At 61.2% G+C, this 19,146-nt stretch carries 17 protein-coding genes; 7 read left to right on the top strand and 10 right to left on the bottom strand.

Annotated features, from left to right (window positions below; translation table 11 throughout):
* Positions 1-34 precede the first annotated feature (34 nt).
* Positions 35-997 carry a hypothetical protein gene (locus HWX91_RS16175; protein WP_127837947.1) on the top strand — a complete coding sequence of 321 codons (963 nt, stop codon included), beginning with the start codon at positions 35-37 and terminating at the stop codon, positions 995-997.
* A gap of 271 nt (positions 998-1,268) precedes the next feature.
* On the opposite strand, the gene HWX91_RS16170 is transcribed toward HWX91_RS16175, so the two are convergent.
* Both HWX91_RS16170 and HWX91_RS16165 read right to left on the bottom strand, forming a co-directional pair.
* Entirely contained in the window at positions 1,269-1,571 is a 303-nt protein-coding gene (locus HWX91_RS16170; protein ID WP_042275718.1) for a hypothetical protein, read from the bottom strand.
* Complete coding sequence (locus HWX91_RS16165) at positions 1,564-1,953, bottom strand: hypothetical protein (protein ID WP_052660776.1); 390 nt, start codon at positions 1,951-1,953, stop codon at positions 1,564-1,566. The genes HWX91_RS16170 and HWX91_RS16165 overlap by 8 nt, the downstream gene beginning before the upstream one ends.
* 323 nt (positions 1,954-2,276) lie before the next feature.
* Here HWX91_RS16165 and HWX91_RS16160 point away from each other — a divergent pair, with 323 nt between their 5' ends.
* The 3 genes from HWX91_RS16160 (at position 2,277) to HWX91_RS16150 (ending at position 5,335) form a co-directional block, all read left to right on the top strand.
* Positions 2,277-2,639 carry a hypothetical protein gene (locus HWX91_RS16160; RefSeq protein ID WP_028197974.1) on the top strand — a complete coding sequence of 121 codons (363 nt, stop codon included), beginning with the start codon at positions 2,277-2,279 and terminating at the stop codon, positions 2,637-2,639.
* On the top strand, positions 2,636-4,390 hold the full coding sequence (locus HWX91_RS16155; RefSeq protein WP_028197975.1) for a ShlB/FhaC/HecB family hemolysin secretion/activation protein: 1,755 nt from the start codon (positions 2,636-2,638) through the stop codon (positions 4,388-4,390). Before HWX91_RS16160 ends, HWX91_RS16155 begins: the two co-directional genes overlap by 4 nt.
* Positions 4,391-4,858: 468 nt before the next feature.
* Positions 4,859-5,335, top strand: a complete 477-nt coding sequence (locus HWX91_RS16150; protein ID WP_028197976.1) for a hypothetical protein — start codon at positions 4,859-4,861, stop codon at positions 5,333-5,335.
* Between the two features lie 83 nt (positions 5,336-5,418).
* Here HWX91_RS16150 and HWX91_RS16145 read toward each other — a convergent pair whose 3' ends face one another.
* The 7 genes from HWX91_RS16145 to HWX91_RS16115 all read right to left on the bottom strand — a co-directional run bounded on the left by HWX91_RS16145 (position 5,419) and on the right by HWX91_RS16115 (position 13,519).
* Complete coding sequence (locus HWX91_RS16145; RefSeq protein WP_028197977.1) at positions 5,419-6,156, bottom strand: SDR family oxidoreductase; 738 nt, start codon at positions 6,154-6,156, stop codon at positions 5,419-5,421.
* Complete coding sequence (locus HWX91_RS16140) at positions 6,153-7,697, bottom strand: FGGY-family carbohydrate kinase (protein ID WP_028197978.1); 1,545 nt, start codon at positions 7,695-7,697, stop codon at positions 6,153-6,155. The genes HWX91_RS16145 and HWX91_RS16140 overlap by 4 nt, the downstream gene beginning before the upstream one ends.
* 52 nt (positions 7,698-7,749) lie before the next feature.
* On the bottom strand, positions 7,750-8,844 hold the full coding sequence (locus tag HWX91_RS16135) for an alcohol dehydrogenase catalytic domain-containing protein (RefSeq protein ID WP_028197979.1): 1,095 nt from the start codon (positions 8,842-8,844) through the stop codon (positions 7,750-7,752).
* Positions 8,845-8,881: 37 nt separating this feature from the next.
* Positions 8,882-9,889, bottom strand: coding sequence for an ABC transporter permease (locus tag HWX91_RS16130; RefSeq protein WP_028197980.1), 1,008 nt, complete (start codon positions 9,887-9,889; stop codon positions 8,882-8,884).
* The gene (locus HWX91_RS16125; RefSeq protein ID WP_028197981.1) at positions 9,876-11,396 is read right to left on the bottom strand and encodes a sugar ABC transporter ATP-binding protein; all 1,521 of its coding nucleotides are present in this window, start codon (positions 11,394-11,396) and stop codon (positions 9,876-9,878) included. Before HWX91_RS16125 ends, HWX91_RS16130 begins: the two co-directional genes overlap by 14 nt.
* 62 nt (positions 11,397-11,458) lie before the next feature.
* Positions 11,459-12,412, bottom strand: coding sequence for an ABC transporter substrate-binding protein (locus HWX91_RS16120; RefSeq protein ID WP_028197982.1), 954 nt, complete (start codon positions 12,410-12,412; stop codon positions 11,459-11,461).
* Between the two features lie 108 nt (positions 12,413-12,520).
* On the bottom strand, positions 12,521-13,519 hold the full coding sequence (locus HWX91_RS16115) for an AraC family transcriptional regulator (protein WP_028197983.1): 999 nt from the start codon (positions 13,517-13,519) through the stop codon (positions 12,521-12,523).
* Between the two features lie 386 nt (positions 13,520-13,905).
* Between HWX91_RS16115 and dalD the strand changes: the two genes are divergently transcribed.
* The 3 genes from dalD to HWX91_RS16100 all read left to right on the top strand — a co-directional run bounded on the left by dalD (position 13,906) and on the right by HWX91_RS16100 (position 17,957).
* On the top strand, positions 13,906-15,318 hold the full coding sequence (gene dalD / locus HWX91_RS16110) for a D-arabinitol 4-dehydrogenase (RefSeq protein WP_028197984.1): 1,413 nt from the start codon (positions 13,906-13,908) through the stop codon (positions 15,316-15,318).
* 131 nt (positions 15,319-15,449) lie between these two features.
* Positions 15,450-16,931, top strand: coding sequence for a xylulokinase (xylB, locus tag HWX91_RS16105; RefSeq protein WP_028197985.1), 1,482 nt, complete (start codon positions 15,450-15,452; stop codon positions 16,929-16,931).
* 78 nt (positions 16,932-17,009) lie between these two features.
* Positions 17,010-17,957 carry a sugar-binding transcriptional regulator gene (locus HWX91_RS16100; RefSeq protein WP_028197986.1) on the top strand — a complete coding sequence of 316 codons (948 nt, stop codon included), beginning with the start codon at positions 17,010-17,012 and terminating at the stop codon, positions 17,955-17,957.
* 42 nt (positions 17,958-17,999) lie between these two features.
* Here HWX91_RS16100 and HWX91_RS16095 read toward each other — a convergent pair whose 3' ends face one another.
* Positions 18,000-19,109, bottom strand: coding sequence for an ABC transporter ATP-binding protein (locus HWX91_RS16095; RefSeq protein ID WP_028197987.1), 1,110 nt, complete (start codon positions 19,107-19,109; stop codon positions 18,000-18,002).
* Positions 19,110-19,146: the final 37 nt, after the last annotated feature.

Below are 19,146 nucleotides of genomic sequence, written 5' to 3'. Positions count from 1 at the left end.
GAATACTGAGTGATGAGCCGGAGAGATTCGGACCTTGGTTCAAGCCGTGAACACAGACCGGTTTAACAGACAGTTGCATCCGGAAGAACGGCAATGGGCGAAAGATAACGCGAAGCAGTTCGCGCAGTTCTATGAGGACAAGACTGGCCAGTCGATCACGCCCGATCAGGCGCAGCAGGTGCTGTTGGCCAATGGGTATCGTTTGGTCGATGCAGCGGCAAGCAAGGGGCCTGGTGGCGATGCGACTGCGGTGGCGTTTATCAGTCAGAACGCGGACGGTATGTTCACCGCCACTAATTCCGAATACAACAGTCCCTTCCTCTACGGAAACAAAGATGGGTCACTGACGCCGGAGCAACGGGCATTGCCTGGAGCCGTAGCTAGTCCTAAACTCGGGCTCGCTATTGCGGGCGCGTTGGCGGCACCGGCAGTCCTACCTGCACTGGCAGCAATACCCGGTGCGCCGATCTTCGGGATTGACGGGGCATTGGGTTCGACTGCATGGACTTCGGCGGCGGGAACCGGCGCGATTAGCGCGGGCATCAATGCAGGCTCGCAGTATTACCAGAATGGAACGGTCAATCCTGTTGACGTGGCAATTGCCGCGATATCGGGAGGTGCTGGCGCGTACGGTGGCCTGGGATGGAACGTGTTCGTGAATGGCGTGGGTGGTGCGACTGGCACGGCGATCAATAATGCCGTATACGGTAAGAGCGACAGCATCATGTTTGGCGGCGCAGTGAGCGGCGCTGGCGCGGCCTTCGGTTATGGTGTCGGCAAAGGCATGGAGACAGGGATCAACTCCATCCTGCGGCCAACGATCAACAGTTCGGGCTGGGCGGATGTCGGAAAATGGGCTGGGCCGTCGGGGTTGAACTTCCTTATACCGAACAATTTGGCCGTAATCGGGGCTGGCGTAGCCGGCGGTTCAGGTTCTGAGGCGGCGGGTGCCGCAATAAATGGTGTCAAGAATCAAATGGGGCCTGCGAAAAAATGATGCGTCTAGTGCTCTTGCTGATGTTGGCCTATGCCCTGTCACTGCTGTGCTTCGCGGCGATCAAAGTATCGTCTGTCCTGATGGCTGTTGTATTTTATGGCGGAGCGTATCGATGGGGAGTTGAGGACATACGGTTTGTGTTGATTCGCGGTTCGCTTGTGGCCTTAGTCTTCTGGATCGTGGCAATTCTGCAGTATCTCAGGGTGAGAAATCGGCTGTAGCAGTAACAACAAACCCGGCGCTGGCCGAGTTTGTTGTTTGCGGGTGTTGTTCAGTTTCGTTTGCTGCGTCGTTGCAGCATGGCGTTGGCCTCTGTCGCGGTCATGTACCGGCCGGCGACCCTGTAGTCATAGTCCGGGGTGATAGTGATGTGCCCGTGCCGGTAGTCGATGCTGAACAGGACCTGGTTCCCCGGCAGGAAGCCGGCGTGTTCGAGCATGGCATTGGTGACCTGCATCCAGGGGAAGGCGGTGCGCCTGCCGTGTTCGGACGTGCTATCTGCTTCAAGTGCCACGGAAATGCGCGTGGCGTGTTCGCCGCGTGCGCGACGTGGTTTAAGATTGGTATCAGCCATGATCAGTTCTCCAAGTGAACTGGTTGCGGTCAGCGGGGCATGAGTGCTGGTAACACTCATGCCCCGCGCTTCGATAACGGCCCTGTTCCGGGGTCCGGTTATTCCATCGTCGTGCTTCGTACTTGAGGATCAAACCCCCAAGCAGTTCGCGCACGACATGTTTCTCTTCCTTTGAAAACTGGTTGACGGCTTCGAACTGCAAGGTGAGGTCAGTGTCGGGGCCGCGCTCGTGCTCATCGAAGAGCAGAAAATCTGCGGTGACATGCAGCGCAACAGCCATTCTCTTCAAGACATCGGCAGACGGCTGCCCTTCGGCGCGCTCGCGCGCGGCCTTGACGGAGTAAGCGCCCGGGGTAAGCGAGGCGTCGTTACCGCGTAACAACGGTCAGCGCGGTTGTTGAACAGTGGAGCACAACGGTCCTATTCCGCCTGGTTTGCCGTCGCACCGCGTGCTCAATCAAACCCGCCGAGACGAAGTTGTTTCGTGATGCGATGTAATTGAGATGGGCGCAAGGCGTCCTCTGGCAAACTCGCGCCTTCTGGCCAGAACCCGTGTCGGGGCAAAAATTTCGGATGGCGACGCGAATCAGGAAAAACCGGTTTGCAGGTTCCTGTTGCGTCAGGAGGAACCCTGTACCGACAACGGCGGGCGTGTCGGGGTGTGGTGTTCGCTCGAACCGGCCGTTGCACCCCGACGAATACGCAATGGAAAAGAAGGATGCAAAAGTCGTTGCAAAGAAGTTCGGCATCAATAAACAGGAAGCGGAAAGCCAAATCGTTGCGGAAATATTCCGCAACCTGGACCACCGGGCCTCGAACGCATCCGGTGGCGTGCAGGACTATGAGGTTCACGCGATCATCGGATGCCAGAGCCTGAACTGCGACGGCTACAAGACCGATCCGCAATACGCAAATCACGACTGCAACCGTCATTACATTGCAGGTAATCAGCAGGCCTATGACGATCTGGTGAATAACAATCCAGTGAGTACAGCTATCGCCGGCACGGGCATGGTTGGGTACTCGCTGCTGCATGCCGTATCGAATCACGGAATGAAACACCCATGAAAATCAGAACGCGGCTGGCGGCACTCCCGCTCACAGCCCTGGTATCGCTCGCGTCGAACGCGCAACATTCGCCGACGCCAGCCGATGAAGCCGCCGCAGCACGGGCCAACGCCGGGCAGAACCAGCAGATACAGCAACAACGCGATGCACAGCAGCGCGACGCAATTGTGCAGGCACCCGCCGTGCGTTCGACCCTCCCGACATTCGAGGGCTACCCACAGCTGCCGGTCGAGACGCCATGCTTCCGCATCGGCAAGTTCGCACTCGACATTCCGACGACTCTGCCCGATGCCGTGCGCAGCAAGGGCACCTCGGCCCTATCACTGGACCCGTTCGCCTTCGCTCGCGAATGGCTCGATCACTACAGGGGCCAATGCATCGGCAAATCCGGCATTGACACACTGACGAAGGGGCTGCAGCAGGCCATCCTGAGCCGTGGCTATGTCACGACGCGCGTACTCGTCCCGCAGCAGGACCTGTCCAGCGGCACGCTGGCCTTTGCGCTCGTTCCCGGCATTGTGCACCAGCTCCGCTTTGTCGATCCCGAAACGCGCGGCACCCTGAAATCCGCATTTCCGGTAAGCGGCGGCGACCTGCTGGACCTGCGCGACCTTGAGCAGGGGCTGGAGCAGATGAAGCGCGTGGCGTCGCAGGACGTGGACATGAAAATCGAGCCGACCGGCACACCAGGCGAAAGCGATGTCGTCGTAAGCGTGAAGCGCTCGAAACCGTGGAGCTTCGTCGCATCCGTCGATAACTCGGGTACAGACGCGACCGGCAAGTGGCAGGGCAACGTGAGCCTCGGCGTCGACAATCCGCTGGGACTCAACGACATCTTCACAGTCGGCGCAAATCAGGACCTGTCGTTCGGCAACAAGTCACTCGGCTCGCACGGATTCAACGGCTCGTATTCCGTGCCGTGGGGGTACTGGACGGCCACACTGTCCGGTAACACGAACACGTACTACCAGAACATCGCGGGCGTGAACCAGACCTTCGTGTCCAGCGGCAATTCGCAGACAGCCGCACTGAGGCTCGCGCGTGTGCTGAGCCGCAGCCAGAGCGACGTATTCGGCGTGGAGTTCCAGCTATCGAAGCGTTTCGGCGACAGCTTCATTGACGACACCCACATCCCGCAACAGAAGCGCAACAACACGTTCATCGAAGCGGGCCTGACCGACCGGCATTACTTCGGCGCGTCCCAGTTCGACGGTACGCTCGCTTACCGCCAAGGCATCGGCGGCCTTGGCGCGACGTCCGACCCGTACCCCGAGGGTCCGACCTACCGTTACCACATGGCGGTACTGGACGCGAACCTGTCGGTCCCGTTTGCCGTCGCCAGCCAAAACGTCCGGTATGTCGCGACCGTTCACGCGCAGTTCACTACTGACACGCTGTTCTACATGGACGACCTCACCATCGGCAGCCGATACACGGTGCGCGGCTTCGACGGCGAAACCATGCTGGCGGCAGAGAGAGGCTTTTACTGGCGCAACGAGTTGCAATGGTCCATCGGCAAGACCGGACAGGCGTTGTACGCGGGAATCGACTACGGACGCGTGTTCGGACCGAACACCGCGTTTCTGGCCGGAACACAACTGGCGGGTGCGGTGATCGGCATCCGCGGTGGTCTGCCTGCACGCTTTGTTGGTCTCTCCTACGATCTGTTCGTCGGCACGCCGGTCTACAAACCAAGCGGATTTCCGACCTCGCGCGTGACGGTGGGAGTGCAGGCTACGGCTCAGTTCTGAGTGGGACCAGACTTTTATTCATGCTTTTTTTGCGAGTCAATCATGTTAAGTAAATTTGCGATTGCAGCGTTGTGCGTCTCGCTGTCGACATGCGCGATGAATCGGTCGCGTTTGCGTGACTCGCGGTGATCCGCGAGTGCTCCGGCTCGAATGTAAAGATTCGTTATAATTCGCGCGTTTAGCCTGCGTGGTTGCTCGTCTTAAAAAATATCTGGTTTAAATTGTTCCCGCCGTTACAAAGCGGCCGGGTATGAGAGCCCGCAGCGTAAACCCGCACTACCTGCGCAAGTAGGTAGTGCGCAACCCATCATGCACGTCTGTTTCTACGGGCGGGCTGTGGTGAGGGAGCCGCGAGGCTCGCCGGTTTCGGTTTTACGCCCGGTCTCTCAAACTCGCTACGTGCCCGCTCACCCCATCTGTTATATCAGCGAGTGTCGGGCAATTCAGGAACTCACCGGAAACCGCGCCATGAGCAAACACACCAAAAAAACTAAACCTGCGTCACGCCCGCCTGTTGATGCGCTTCAATACGAAAAGCTCGCACTGTCGGCATTCGGCGCATGCGACCGGCAAATCCGGCAGCTTGAAACACTGATCAATCTCGCGGCAAGCATCACACGATGCCCGGCTACGACGGTTGACGAAAGACGCCGTGAGCGCAACTTGCTGGAACACCTGCTTCACACCGTCGAGCAATACCAGCAGGAAGTTGAATGCGACCGAGAGCTTTACCAGGTAATCGCGCTCGACGCGAAGGGCGTTCCTCACAGTTGCATCACCGCCAAACATGCGGCGAAACTTCTTTCGGATGCAGCGGAGGCGGGGCGAGAAGCAGCGGTCGAAGCCGAAGCTGCGCCGGAGAAAACTGCGACGTGCAAGCAGGAGCGCATCAAGACTGCCGCCCGTGCGCGAGCTGATGCGCAGCGGGCAGCAGTGAAGCACTAGGATGAAATAGCGGCGACCATGCTGCGACAAAGAAAACGGCGCGACTTGTTCGCGCCTTCTCTATTGAAGTACGCGCAAACCCCTCACCTCGCCGTATACCCCCCATCGATCGGCAGACAAACCCCACTAATCATCGAAGCCGCGTCGCTCAACAAAAACATAATCGGTGCAGCGACTTCAGCGGACTCGGCAAACCGTCCCAAAGGAATCGCCTTCAAAGCAGGATCGCGTTTCACAGGATCGCTCCACGCCTGCACGGCCATCGGCGTCAACGTCACCGTCGGATTGACACTATTCACCCGAATACCAAAAGGCCCCAACTCGATACACAAGGCCCGCGTAACCGCATCGAGCGCCGCCTTCGAAGCCGAATAACTCAAGTGATCGTCAAGCGCCACCAGCGCAGCCTGACTGGAAACATTCACGATGCTGCCGGCACGCTTCGCCTCGATCATTCCGCGCGCCACATGCTTGGCCACCAGCACCGCCCCACGCGCATTCACTCCCATCACACGATCGAAACTCGCACCGGTCGTATCCACGGCACGCTCAAGCAAAGCGATCCCCGCGCAGTTCACAAGCCCATCGAACGCTTCGAGCGAGCTCAATGCCTCGTCTACGGCCTCTTCATCGCTCACATCAAGCATCAACGGCTCGCAGCCTGTCTCCTCTGCCAAACGCGCGAGTTCATTCACATTGCGCGCCGCAGCGACCACATTCGCGCCGGAAGCGCACAACGCTTCCACCGTCGCTCGCCCAATTCCGCTCGATGCGCCTGTCACCAGAATCGAGCGGCCAGAAAAATCGAAAGTAGCATTCATGATGTCTGCAACCGATGCATGACCGATTTCAACGCCGGATACAAATCCGTATAAACACCGAACCGCTGCTCATACAGCGCCATTCGTTGCGCGTTCGGCTCCGCGCGTTCAACCAGCGTGACCCATCCTCTCTGCGCCTCTTCACGCGAAACCAGACCGACGCCCACACCGGCCAGCAACGCCGCGCCCATCGCCGCCTCGACATCCTGCTCGATCGTGTAGACCGGATAGCCGGTGACGTCCGCGATGATCTGCATCCATAGATCAGAGTGCGCGGCGCCGCCCACCACGATCAGCTTGTCATCCAACGACTGCGCGCCTTTACGCCCCGCCTCGATGTTGTGCTTCAACGCAAACGACACACCCTCCAACACCGCCCGATACAGGTGCGCCCGGGTATGAAACAGGCTCAAGCCAACAAACGCCCCACTCGCCTTCGCGTCCCAAACAGGACTTCGCTCGCCCATCAGATACGGCAGGAACATCACGCCGTCCGACCCTGCCGGAATCCGCGACGCGTTCTCTTCCAGCAAGCGATGCGGGTCCCCATTCGGTATCGCCCGCGCGGCTTCAGTCTCCGCGTGGCAGAACTGCTCGCGGTACCACGTCACCGAAGCACCCGCCGTAATCGCGCCGCCGAACACGTAGATATCGTGCTGACCGTTGAACACATGCGGCATGCTGATCAACCCATGCCTCGCGTCGACGCTCTGGTTGATATATCCCCAGCACATGCTCGTGCCGATCATCGCAACGTGCTGCCCGGCGCGCGTGACGCCGGCGGCAAACGTCGCCACCGCCGCATCCACGCCGCCCGCCACGATCGCCGTGCCCGGCTCGAGGCCAAGCTGTCCGGTCCACTGCGACAGCAACCCGCCCACCACGTCCGACGATTCCACCAGTCGCTCGGGCATCATCGTCGCGGGAATGCCGAGCATGTCGAGCGCCTCATCCGACCAGTCGCGCTTCGCTATGTCGTAAACACCGCCGATATTGCCCGCCGAGCTATGGTCGACGGCAACCTCGCCGGTCAGCATGTAAATCACATAAGCATTAGGCGGCAGGAAGTAACGCGTATGCGCCCATACATCTGGCTCATGGTCGCGCAGCCACAGCATCTTCGTGTAACCGTAATAGCTGTCCACGCCATTGCCGGTGATCGCATACAGGCGCTCGAGGTCGATGTTCGCACGCACCCACTCGACCTGGTCGGTTGCGCGCCGGTCCATCCAGATCAAACACGGATAAAGCGGCCGCATCTCGCTATCGACAGGAATCCCCGAGCCGCCGTACAGACTGCTCACACATACGGCCTTGATCGACTTCGCCGCGACGCCTGCCGCTTTCGCCTTGCCGACGCACGCGGCAACGCACTCGACCACCGCGTTCAACCACACCGCCGGCCATTGCTCAGCCCATAGCGGCCTAGGCGTATCCGGCTGATAGCTCGACGCATACTGCGCGATGATCGCGCCGTGCTGATCGACCAGCAGCGCCTTGGTGCTCTGCGTGCCGATATCGACGCCGATGACGTAATCCATACAGTCTCCGTTTATGTGCCGTTCGTCCGAGACCGGCGCTCCACTCGCCCCCTCAGGCGCGCGGTTTCATCAATACCTTGATCGAATCGAGCGAGTTGGCGACCTTGATCGCTTCGTCCCATTCTTCCAGCGAAAAGCCGTGCGTGACAATACCCTTCGACGTCACCAGCCCGCGCGCCAGCAAGTCGATCGCAATCGGATAACAGTATGGGCCGAGATGCGCACCGCGTACATCGAGCTCCTTGCGGTCGCCGATCACCGACCAGTCCAGCGTGGTATCCGCGCCGAACACCGAAAACTCGACGAAACGCCCCAGCTTGCGAATCATGTCCATGCCCTGATTGACGCCGATCGGCGCGCCGGTCGTTTCGATGTACACGTCGCAACCATAACCGTCGGTCAGCGAATGGACGATCGCCAACGCATCGTCCTGTTTCGGATTGATGGTCACATCCGCGCCATATTCACGCGCGAGTGCCAGGCGCTCCTCAACCAGATCGATCACGACCAGCTTCTTCGGCGTTTTCAGATGCGCAACTTGCGTCATCATCAAACCAAGCGGACCCGCGCCCGCAATCACCACCACATCGTCGAGTTGCAGGTCGCCGCGGTTCACCGTGTGGATCGCGCACGCGAGCGGTTCGATGATCGCGGCGTCTTCAAGCGAAATGCCGTCGGGAATCTTGTGGACGATCGCGGTCGGCGGAATACGCATGTACTCGGCCATGCCGCCGTCCGCGACCTCGCGCTGAAAGCCGAAGATGTTGTGCACTTCGCACATCCAGTACTGGCCGGATTTGCAATAGCGGCACTTGCCGCACGGCACGATCTGCTCGGCGATCACGCGGTCGCCCAGCTTCACGCCGAAATGATCGGCTGCGCCCTCGCCGATTTCTTCGACGAAACCGAAGAACTCATGCCCCGGAATCACCGGCGCCTTGACCCACGGGCTCGGGCCGCCCCAAAACATCTTCGCGCCCGAATGACATTTGCAGTCGCTCGCGCAGATGCCACACGCGGCGATGCGGATCACCAGTTCGTGCGCGCGTGCCTTGGGTTTGGCTACCTGTTCGACGCGATAGTCTTTCGGTGCGTGGCAGACGATCGCCGTCATGTCCTGCTTTTCGGATTGCGTGGTTTGAGTCATTGCATGGTCCTGCTGGAAAAAATGGGTCAGTGGAGAGTTACTTTCTACGGTCGCGGCTGATGTAGATCGCGAGCAAAATAATTCCGCCCTTGATTACGTTCTGCACATACGGATTCACGCCGACCATATTCAGGCCGTTGTTCAGTACGCCGAGCAACAATGCGCCGATCAGGGTGCCGATGATCGAGCCGCGTCCGCCGGAGATCGACGTACCGCCCATCACCACCGCGGCAATCGCATCGAGTTCGAAGCCGACGCCCGCGTTCGGCTGGCCGCTCATCAAACGCGCGGTCAGGACGATCGCTGCAAAAGCGGAGGTCAAACCGGCGAGCGTGTAAACAATCAGTTTCACGCGCGCCACGCGCACGCCGGAAAGACGCGTCGCCTGTTCATTGCCGCCAATCGCATACACGTAGCGGCCGAACGGCATGCGTTCGAGCAACACCCAGGCAATCGCATAGATCACCAGCATGATCACCACGGGCGCCTGGACGCCGAGAATCTTGCCGCTGCCGAAGAAGCTGACCCAATCCGGCAGACCATCGATCGGATAACCCCCCGTGTAGATCAGCGCGAGGCCGCGAGCGATACCCATCGTGGCAAGCGTGACGATGATCGGCGGCATGCCGGCGAAGGCAACGAAGAAACCGTTCGCGGCGCCAAAGCCTAAACCGACCGCGATGCCGATCGCCAACGCCCCCACGGCGTTCATCCCGGCGACCATCAGGCCCGCGGCGAGCGTGCCGGACAAAGCCATGACCGAGCCGACCGACAGGTCGATACCACCGGTCAGAATCACGCAGGTCATCCCCACGGCGATGATCGCGTTGATCGACACCTGGCGCAGCACATTCTCGATATTGGCGGCGGAGAGAAAGCTGTCGCTCGCGAATACCATCACGATGCAGACCACCAGCAAGCCGATGAACGGATAGAAGAGCGTCGAGCGTTTCAACGCCGCCCATGTGAAGCGCACGGGCGCGCCCGGTGTGTCGCTACTGACGGCCGAGGTTTTCGGCGATGAAGAACGATTAGGCATGTTCATGAGTTGCTCCACGGGTACCGGCTGTGGCGTAGGTCATCACGGCGTTCGAGTCGATCTGCTCGCCTTCGAGCACCGCCTCGATGCGGCCCTGCCGGAACACGGCAACGCGGTCGCACATGCCGACGATCTCCGGCAGTTCGGACGAGATCATGATGATCGAGTAGCCGCGCGCAGTGAGTTCGCGCATCAGCAGATAGATTTCGGCTTTGGCGCCGACGTCGATGCCGCGCGTCGGTTCGTCGAAGATGAGAATGTTGGTGTGGTGATTCAGCCAGCGCGCGATCACCACTTTCTGCTGGTTACCGCCGGAGAGCGTCGCGACTTCGGTGTGCATCGTCGGGGCTTTCACGCCGACGCGTTTCATGATGTCGGCGGTGGCACGCGCTTCGCTGCGCTGGTCGATAAAGAAGCGCAGCGAGCGGTATTTGCCGAGGTTGTTGATCGAGATGTTCTGCTTGATCGAGAAGTCTGTGATCAGACCTTCGGTCTTGCGGCTCTCCGGCAGAATGCCGACGCCGGCGCGCAACGCATCGGCGGGATCGGACAGTTTCGCGGCCGTACCGTTGATGCGAATTTCCTTCACGTAAGCCGGGTCGGCCCCAATCACGGCGAGCGCGGTTTCCGTGCGGCCCGAGCCGACCAGTCCCGCGAAACCGAGAATTTCGCCCTCCCGCAACGTGAAGCGCAGTATCGGACTGTCTTTGAGCAACTGGAGCTTGTCGACTTCGAGCACGATCTTCGCGTCCGCACGCAGCGGCGGCTTAGGCGGAAAACTGTTTTCGATGCGGCGCCCCACCATCATTTCCACCAGGTGGTTCACATCGGATTGCGCAACTTCGGTCATGCCGACGTATTGACCGTCGCGCAGTACGGTAATGCGGTCGCATACTTCAAAGATCTCTTCCAGGTGATGCGAGATAAAGATCATCGCCACGCCTTGCTGCTTCAGATCGCGCATGATCGCGAACAGATGCTCGGCTTCGGCGGGCGTCAGTGTCGCAGTCGGCTCATCCAGAATCAGAATGCGCGCCTCCAAAGACAGGGCCTTGCCGATTTCGACAAACTGCTGCTGCGCGACCGACAACTCGCGAATCGGTACCGATAAGTCGATTGCCACGCCGAGGCGCTCAAAAATCGCGGCGGCCGCGCGCCGCATCTTGCCGCGTTCGAGCAAACCCAAAGCGCTCTTCAACTCACGGCCGAGAAACATGTTCTCCACCGCGTTCAGATACGGGATCAGGCTGAACTCCTGAAACACGATACCGACACCCGCGGCGACCGCATCGTGATAGTTCGTGAAATGGCGCGCCTCGCCGGCGATCGTGATCGTGCCTTCGTCCGGCTGATAGATGCCGCACAGGATCTTCATCAATGTCGATTTGCCCGCACCGTTTTCACCGAGCAGCGCGTGAATCTCGCCGCGTGCGATCTCCAGGTGTATGCCTTGCAGCGCTTTCACACCGGGAAAGCTTTTGGTGATGTTGTCGAGCTTGAGTATCGTGTCCACGGGGTCCTCCTCTGCTGCTCGCCGCCATGTCGATCAAAGAAGCACGGCGGCGAGCGTTCGCTTTACCAGCTGAAGCCCTTGGCATTGCTCTTGTCGATCATCTTCACGTCGACCGGAATCGCCTTCGGCACATTCGCGCCCCACTTCTTCGCGAGCGCAATGCCGAGTGCGATTCGCACCTGGTCGGCCGGGAATTGCGCCGACGTTTCGATGAACTTCGAACCGGGCTTCTGGATTGCCGCAATCGCTTCAGGCGCACCGTCGACGCTGGTCAGCTTGATGTCCTTGCCCGACGATTCGATTGCCGAGAGCGCGCCCATCGAGCCGCCGTCGTTCACGCTGAACACGCCCTTCAGATTCGGATGCGCCTGAATCATGTTCTCGGTGACGGACAAGGCCGTCGCGCGCTCCTGCTTGCCGTTCTGCGTATCCACGAGTTTGATGCCGGGCGCTTTCGCGAGCGCCGCCTTGCAGCCGCGCACGCGTTCGAGAATCGGCACCACCGGAATGCCATCGAGAATCGCCACTTCGCCGTTGCCGCCAAGCGCCTTCGCCAGATAGTCGCAGGCCATCTCGCCCGCATCGAAATTCTTCGAACCAACGAAGGAATCGACCGGACCGTTCGCATTCGCATCGACCGCGACCACCACCACGCCCGCTTTCTTGGCCGACGTCACCGCCGATTGAATACCGGTCGAATCGGTCGGATTCACGAGCAGGATGTCGATCTTCTTCTGCAGCATGTCCTCGACGTCACTGACCTGCTTGCTGACGTCGTGGTGCGCATCGGTGACGACCACTGTCGCGCCGATCGACGCAGCGGCATCGTTCAAGGCCTTTTGCATCGTCACGAAATACGGGTTGTTCAGTTCCTGAAACGTCATGCCGATCTTCAGCGGCGCGGCCTGTGCCGCGGGCGCGGCGCTCAACGACAGGCCGACTGCAAGCGTCGCAAGCGCTGCCGTGCTGCGCGCGAAGGTCTTCAACGATGTCGGCTTCGAAATGGATTGCGTCATGGTTGTCTCCGTTATTAAAACTGTTCGATGAAATGAGCACGTCCCTCACGCTGTCCGAAGACAGCGCGACAGGTGTTGAAACGCGGATGAATTGGAACGCTTCGGCTTTCAGCGTGGCGTATGGGGACTCGTCGGCGGATAGGCGGCCGCCGCGGTGCGCGGCAAGCCCGGCGCGAGCACGATCGCCGGCGCATTGTCGATGCCCGCGCCGCGCGCGGCGGCTTGTTCGGAAGCGTCGCGGCTCGCGTCGTTCAATTGTTGATAGTGGCGAAATTTCGAAGGCGCCATGCCTTTGACCGCGAGGAACTGCCGATTGAAATTCGACAGGTTGTTGAAGCCCGCCTTGAAGCAGATATCGGTCACGCTCAGTTCTCCGTCAGTCAACAACTGACAGGCGAGATTGATGCGCATGCGGTTCACGTACTGCACGAACGGCAGCCCCGTATGACGGCGGAAGTAACGCGAGAACGCGCTCACGCTTTGTCCGGCCAGTTGCGCGAGGTCCGATTCGCGCAGATCGTTGGACAGATTCTTGCCGATATACGAGAGCGCATGATTGATGCGCGTCGACGCGAAACTGGTCGGGTCGGCCTGATAAGCGGGGCTCGCCAGGATCTCGCGATCGTCGGCGTTCATCAGAATCTCAAGCATCGACATGAACAGCACGAGCCGGCGCAATCCGCGCGCGGCCAGCAATTCGAGGAACAGCGGCTTGATCGCGGCGCTCGTGTGCGCGCCGAACGACACGCCGCGGCGCGAGTCGGCCAGCAGCGCTTCGACCTGACGCCACTCCGGAAAACTCTCAAGACAACTCGTTACGAACTCCTGGCCGAATTGCACGACCAGATTGCGCTGCGCGATCGTCTCGCCTTCCGGCACGTCGCTGACCCAGTTGTGCGGCAGGTTCGGCCCCATCAGCACAAGATTGCCTGGCGTAAAGCTGCTGATGTGATCGCCCACGAACATCTTGCCCGTCGTCGCCACGATCAGATGGATTTCGTATTCGGGGTGAAAGTGCCAGCGCACCGTACGGTACGGATAGCCGTGCGACCACGCTTTGAAGGATTCGTCACGCCGTACGGCGACGACTTCCAGATCGGGTTGCATTCGCGTCTTCCTCCATGAAGCGGCGTATTGCGAGTGCCGCTGAGCTTCGTCTTGTATAGCGAAAAGTAGCCTTCTACGACCTGATCCACCACTAAAAATCAAACCGCGGACCGATACTTTTTTGCATTCGGGTTAGTCCTGACGCAGAGAAAGTCAAATTTGATGCAATGCAATACGCACCGCGACACGCGTCCCACAACGCACGGGCACCTCGCGACTACAGCCAGAACGCCCGCCACGCCGCGCTGCGCCACGAAAAGCCGCTGAGCTTGCCTTGACATTCGTTTCACCGGGTACGATCATTCGCTCACAGACAGAGCAAATGCTCCAATTCAAGAAAAACGCGGGCTCCGAGCCAGGCGAGCGAAGACATTCAGGAGACGTACATGAGCAGCGGACAAGGCAGCGGCGCGACCGCACACGTGATCCTGCACATCGGCGCGGGATCGTTTCATCGCGCCCATCAGGCGTGGTATCTCCATCGGCTGAACGAGGCGAAGGTGGCGGGCGAGCCGCACTGGTCGCTCACGGTAGGCAATATCCGCAGCGACATGAACGCCGTGCTCGACGCGCTCGCCGCGCAGAACGGCGTCTATACGCTCGAGACCGTCACACCGCAGGGCGAGCGCGCGTACGAAACGATTCGCTCGATCGAGCGTGTCTTACCGTGGACCGAAAGTCTCGACGGCCTGATCGAAGCGGGCGCCGACCCGGCCTGCAAGATCATCGCCTTCACCGTCACGGAAGGTGGCTATTACCTCGACGAACAGGACGAACTCGATACGGCCAATGCCGATCTCGCGGTTGACCTGCAAGGCGGCCATACCACCATTTACGGCGCGCTCGCGGCGATTCTCGACGCCCGCATGAAGCGCGGCGGCGGCCCGGTCACGCTGCAGACCTGCGATAACCTGCGCAGCAACGGCGAGCGTTTTCATGCGGGTATGAGCGAGTTTCTCGAGCGGCGCGGCGCAGACGAACTGGCGCAATGGTTCGACGACAACACCGAGTGCCCGAGTTCGATGGTCGATCGCATTACGCCGCGTCCCACGCCGGATGTGCGCGAACGCGTCAAAGCCGCTACCGGCGTCGACGACGCCTGCCCCGTCATGGGCGAATCCTTCATCCAGTGGGTGATCGAAGACCGCTTCATCGCCGGCCGCCCCGCGTGGGAAAAGGTCGGTGCGGAACTGGTCGACTCGGTGCTGCCGTATGAGGAAGCGAAAATCCGCATTCTCAACGCGACGCATAGCTGCATTGCATGGGCGGGCACGCTGGTCGGACTGAACTACATCCACGAAGGCACGCTCGATCCGGACATCAACAAATTCGCCTTCGACTATGTGACCGAAGACGTGATTCCGTGCCTCACGCCGAGCCCGCTCGACCTCGAACGCTATCGCGACGTAGTGCTCGAGCGGTTCGGCAATCCCTACATCCAGGACACGAACCAGCGCGTCGCGGCTGACGGTTTTTCGAAGCTGCCTGGCTTTATCGCGCCGACGCTTTCGGAATGCTTCGAACGCGGCGTCAAGCCCACGGCTACGGCGATGTTGCCGGCGCTGTTCTTCCGTTTCCTCGAGCGCTGGAACGCCGGCACGCTGCCGTATGCGTATCAGGACGGCGTGATGGACGAGCAGGTCGCGCGTGCTTTCTTCAGCGCGCCCGATCCGCTCAAGGCATTCGCCGCTGATCGCCTGCTATGGGGCAGCATGGCGCAGACACCGGAGCTGGAATCGGCATTGGCGGGCGCGTTGGCGCGGGTCGACGTATGGCTCGCCAAACGCGGCGCCGCTTGAGCCGCGCGGTGTCGAACCACGCGAACCACGCGAATCACACGAACCACGCCGGTGCCAGGCTTAATGCGCATGGCAGCGCCTGGCGCTTGCGGCTAAAGTAGCGCATCCCTAACGACGAAGGTTTCGCGCCCATGTATCTCGGCATCGACCTCGGCACGTCCGAAGTGAAAGTCCTGCTGCTCGCGTCCGATGGCCGCGTAATCGGCACCGCGGGCTCACCCTTTACCGTTTCGCGCCCCCATCAGCGCTGGGCCGAACAGAATCCTGAAGACTGGTGGGCCGGCACGCGCGCGGCGCTGGCCGCGTTGCGCGCCAAACATCCGGACGAGTTCGCCCAGATCCGCGGCATTGGCCTGTCGGGGCAAATGCACGGGGCCGTTCTGCTGGATGCGGAGAATCGCGTGTTGCGGCCCGCGATCCTGTGGAACGACATGCGCAGCGATAAGGAATGCGCCGAGCTGACCGAGCGCGCGCCAGAGCTGCACAGCGTGGCCGGCAATCTCGCGATGCCCGGATTCACCGCGCCGAAGCTGCTCTGGGTGGCGCGCCACGAGCCGGAAATCTTTGCGCGCACGGCCTGCGTGTTGCTGCCGAAGGACTACCTGCGCCTGCAACTGACGGGCGGCAAGGTGTCCGATCCATCGGACGCGGCGGGCACGTTGTGGCTCGACGTGGCCAAACGCGACTGGTCCGATTCGCTGCTAGCCGCCTGCAACATGACGCGCGCGCAGATGCCCAGCCTGTGCGAAGGCAGCGCGCCCTCCGGCACCCTGCTTCCCGCCGTAGCGCGCGAGTTCGGTTTGAGCGACGGCGTGATCGTCGCAGCCGGCGGTGGCGACAACGCCACGAGTGCGATCGGCATCGGCGCGACACAACCGGGCGACGGCTTCGTTTCGCTGGGCACGTCAGGTGTGTTGTGCGTGGTCGGCGACAGTTTCCGGCCGAACCCCGCGTCGGCAGTGCACGCGTTCTGCCACGCGATTCCGGATCGCTGGCATCAGATGAGCGTGGTGCTGTCGGCGGCCAGTTGTTTGCGCTGGGTCTGCAAGCTCACCTCGACCGACGAGCCGACGTTGCTCGCCGAAATCGAGGCACTGCCGGCGGAAGCATTGACCATTGCGCCGCTCTTTTTGCCCTATCTGTCCGGTGAACGCACGCCGCACAACGACCCGTACGCACAGGGCGTGTTCTTCGGCATGAATCACGCGACCGATCGCGCCCTCCTCGGCTACGCGGTGCTCGAAGGCGTCACGCTCGCGCTCACCGATGGCCTCGACGCATTGCGCGCGGCCGGCACCGAAGCGAAGGCGCTGTCCCTGCTCGGCGGCGGTGCACGCAGCGACTACTGGGCCCAACTGCTGGCCGACGCGCTGGACACCGCCACCCGCAAGCACGGCGGCGGCGAAACCGGCGCGGCACTCGGCGCGGCACGGCTCGGCTGGCTGGCCGCGGGCGGCGATCCGGCCAAAGTGTTGACCAAGCCGCCGATCGAAAAGGAGTTCACGCCGAACCCGCGACGGCACGCCGAACTGCGCAGCCGGCTCGAAGCGTATCGCGCGCTCTATCGCCACGTGCGGCCGCTGTTCGACCCCGCGCGGCCACCGCTCGCCTGATCGGCAAACCGCAGCCGGTTCCCGTTGAGACGCGGGAACCGGCTGCTATCATCGGCGCACTTCAAGCGAACCGTCACCGTGCCCAAGTCCACAGAAAAATTAGATCTAGCTACCCGCGCCGCGTGGCTGTACTACGTCGCTGGCAATACCCAGAACGAGATCGCCGAGAAACTCCAGGTGTCACGCCCGGTCGCACAGCGGCTGGTTGCTTTCGCCGTGGAAAAGAACCTGATTCGCGTGCGCGTCGATCACAAACTGGCCGATTGCCTCGCGCTGGCTGATCAGCTCTCGAAGCGCTATGGCCTGAGCATGTGCGAAGTCGTCCCGATCGACGGCGACACCTCGGAGGAAGTCGACCGCAAGCTGGCAGTGGCCGGCGCGCAGGTCATGGAACGCTATCTGGTGGAAGAAAAGCCGATGGTGGTCGCCGTGGGCAGCGGCCGTACGCTGAAGGCCGCGGTCGATCAGATCGCGCAACTGGAGCGTCCGCAGCACCGGTTGGTATCCATGGTCGGGGCGATCGCCCAGGACGGCTCCTCGAACCGCTATGACGTCGCGCTGCACATTTCGGAGAAGACCGGCGGCAAGCATTTTCTGCTGCCGGCGCCGTTACTCGCCGATAGCGAGGCCGAACGCGCGCAGTGGTGCAATCACCGGCTTTACCGGATCGTCGAATCTCTGTTGGCCAACGCGGATGTCGCGTTCGTCGGCGTCGGCAATATCGGGCCGAAATGTCCGTTGCACGAAGACGGCTTCATCACCTCCGCGGAGGTGAAGGAATTGATGCAGAACCGTGCGGTGGCGGAAATGCTCGGCCTGCCGATCGATGCCGCCGGCGCGCACGTCGAATCGCCGACCGGGCGCCGGGTCACGAGCATCGCGCTCGACTCGCCGCCGCGGCGTCCTACCATCGGCTTTGCCGGCGGTGAGCGCAAGCGCGAAGCGCTGATCGCCGTGCTCAAAGGCGGCTGGCTGTCGGGGCTGGTAACCGACGAGTTGTGCGCACGCGCGGCGCTCGACGCGTGATTGAGGCAAAGCGGCGCCCTCGCCGCTTTGCCCTTCACGGAATCACGCAGCCAGCACTTCGACGATCTTGCGCTGGAACGCTTTGCCTTCGCTGTCGAACAGATGGCAGTGCTCGGGCGTCGCGCCGAGCCGCTGCGTTTCGCCCTTGCTGTGGCGCTCGAGCGGCGGAATCCGCGCAATAAGGCCGTCCGGCGCCACGCTCGATTCCGCATACAGATACGCTGCGTCCCCAAGCGATTCGACCGCCATGGTTTTCGCCGACACACCGTCGTCGGCCATGCCCACGTGCAGGTGCTCCGGACGAATGCCGACGGTGACCTTGTCGCCCTGCTTCACCGCGCCCGGCTCCACCGCGACACGCTGCGTCTCGCCGGTTTCGTAGCGCACCGTGACGCCATCATGCGTCACCGACTGCACCACTCCTTCCATGAAATTCATCTTCGGCGAACCGATAAAACCGGCGACGAAGCGATTGGCCGGCGCGTGATACAGCATGGTCGGGCTGCCGACCTGCTCCACATTGCCCGCCGACAGCACGACGATCTTGTCGGCCAGCGTCATGGCTTCGACCTGATCGTGCGTCACGTAGATCATCGTGGTCTTCAGCTCGTCGTGCAGACGCGCGAATTCGAGGCGCATTTTCACGCGCAGCGCGGCGTCCAGGTTCGACAAGGGTTCGTCGAACAGGAACACTTTCGGCTTGCGCGTAATCGCGCGGCCAATGGCAACCCGCTGACGCTGACCGCCCGAGAGCTGCTTCGGCTTGCGATCGAGCAGATGGTCGATGTGCAGAATCTTCGCCGCATTGCGCACGGCGGCATCGATCTCGGGCTTCTTGGTGCCGGCGAGTTTCAGGCCAAACGCCATGTTGTCGTACAGCGTCATGTGCGGATACAGCGCGTACGACTGGAACACCATCGCGATACCGCGCTTGGCGGGCGGCACGTCGTTCACGCGTGCGTTGTCGATGGTCAGATCGCCACCGGTGATGTCCTCGAGGCCGGCGATCATCCGCATCAACGTCGATTTACCACAACCGCTCGGGCCTACGAACACGACGAATTCGCCGTCCAGGATGTCGAGGTTGATGTCGCGCATCACCTCGTTGTCGTCGTAAGCCTTTCTGATATTGCGCAGAGTTACGCTTGCCATGATGTGTCTCCGTGTGTTGCTCTTACTGCGTTAATTC

It is taken from the genome of Paraburkholderia fungorum (genome assembly GCF_902833645.1).
Taxonomy (GTDB): Bacteria; Pseudomonadota; Gammaproteobacteria; order Burkholderiales; family Burkholderiaceae; genus Paraburkholderia; species Paraburkholderia fungorum.
This window is presented reverse-complemented; position numbering and strand designations above follow the sequence as displayed.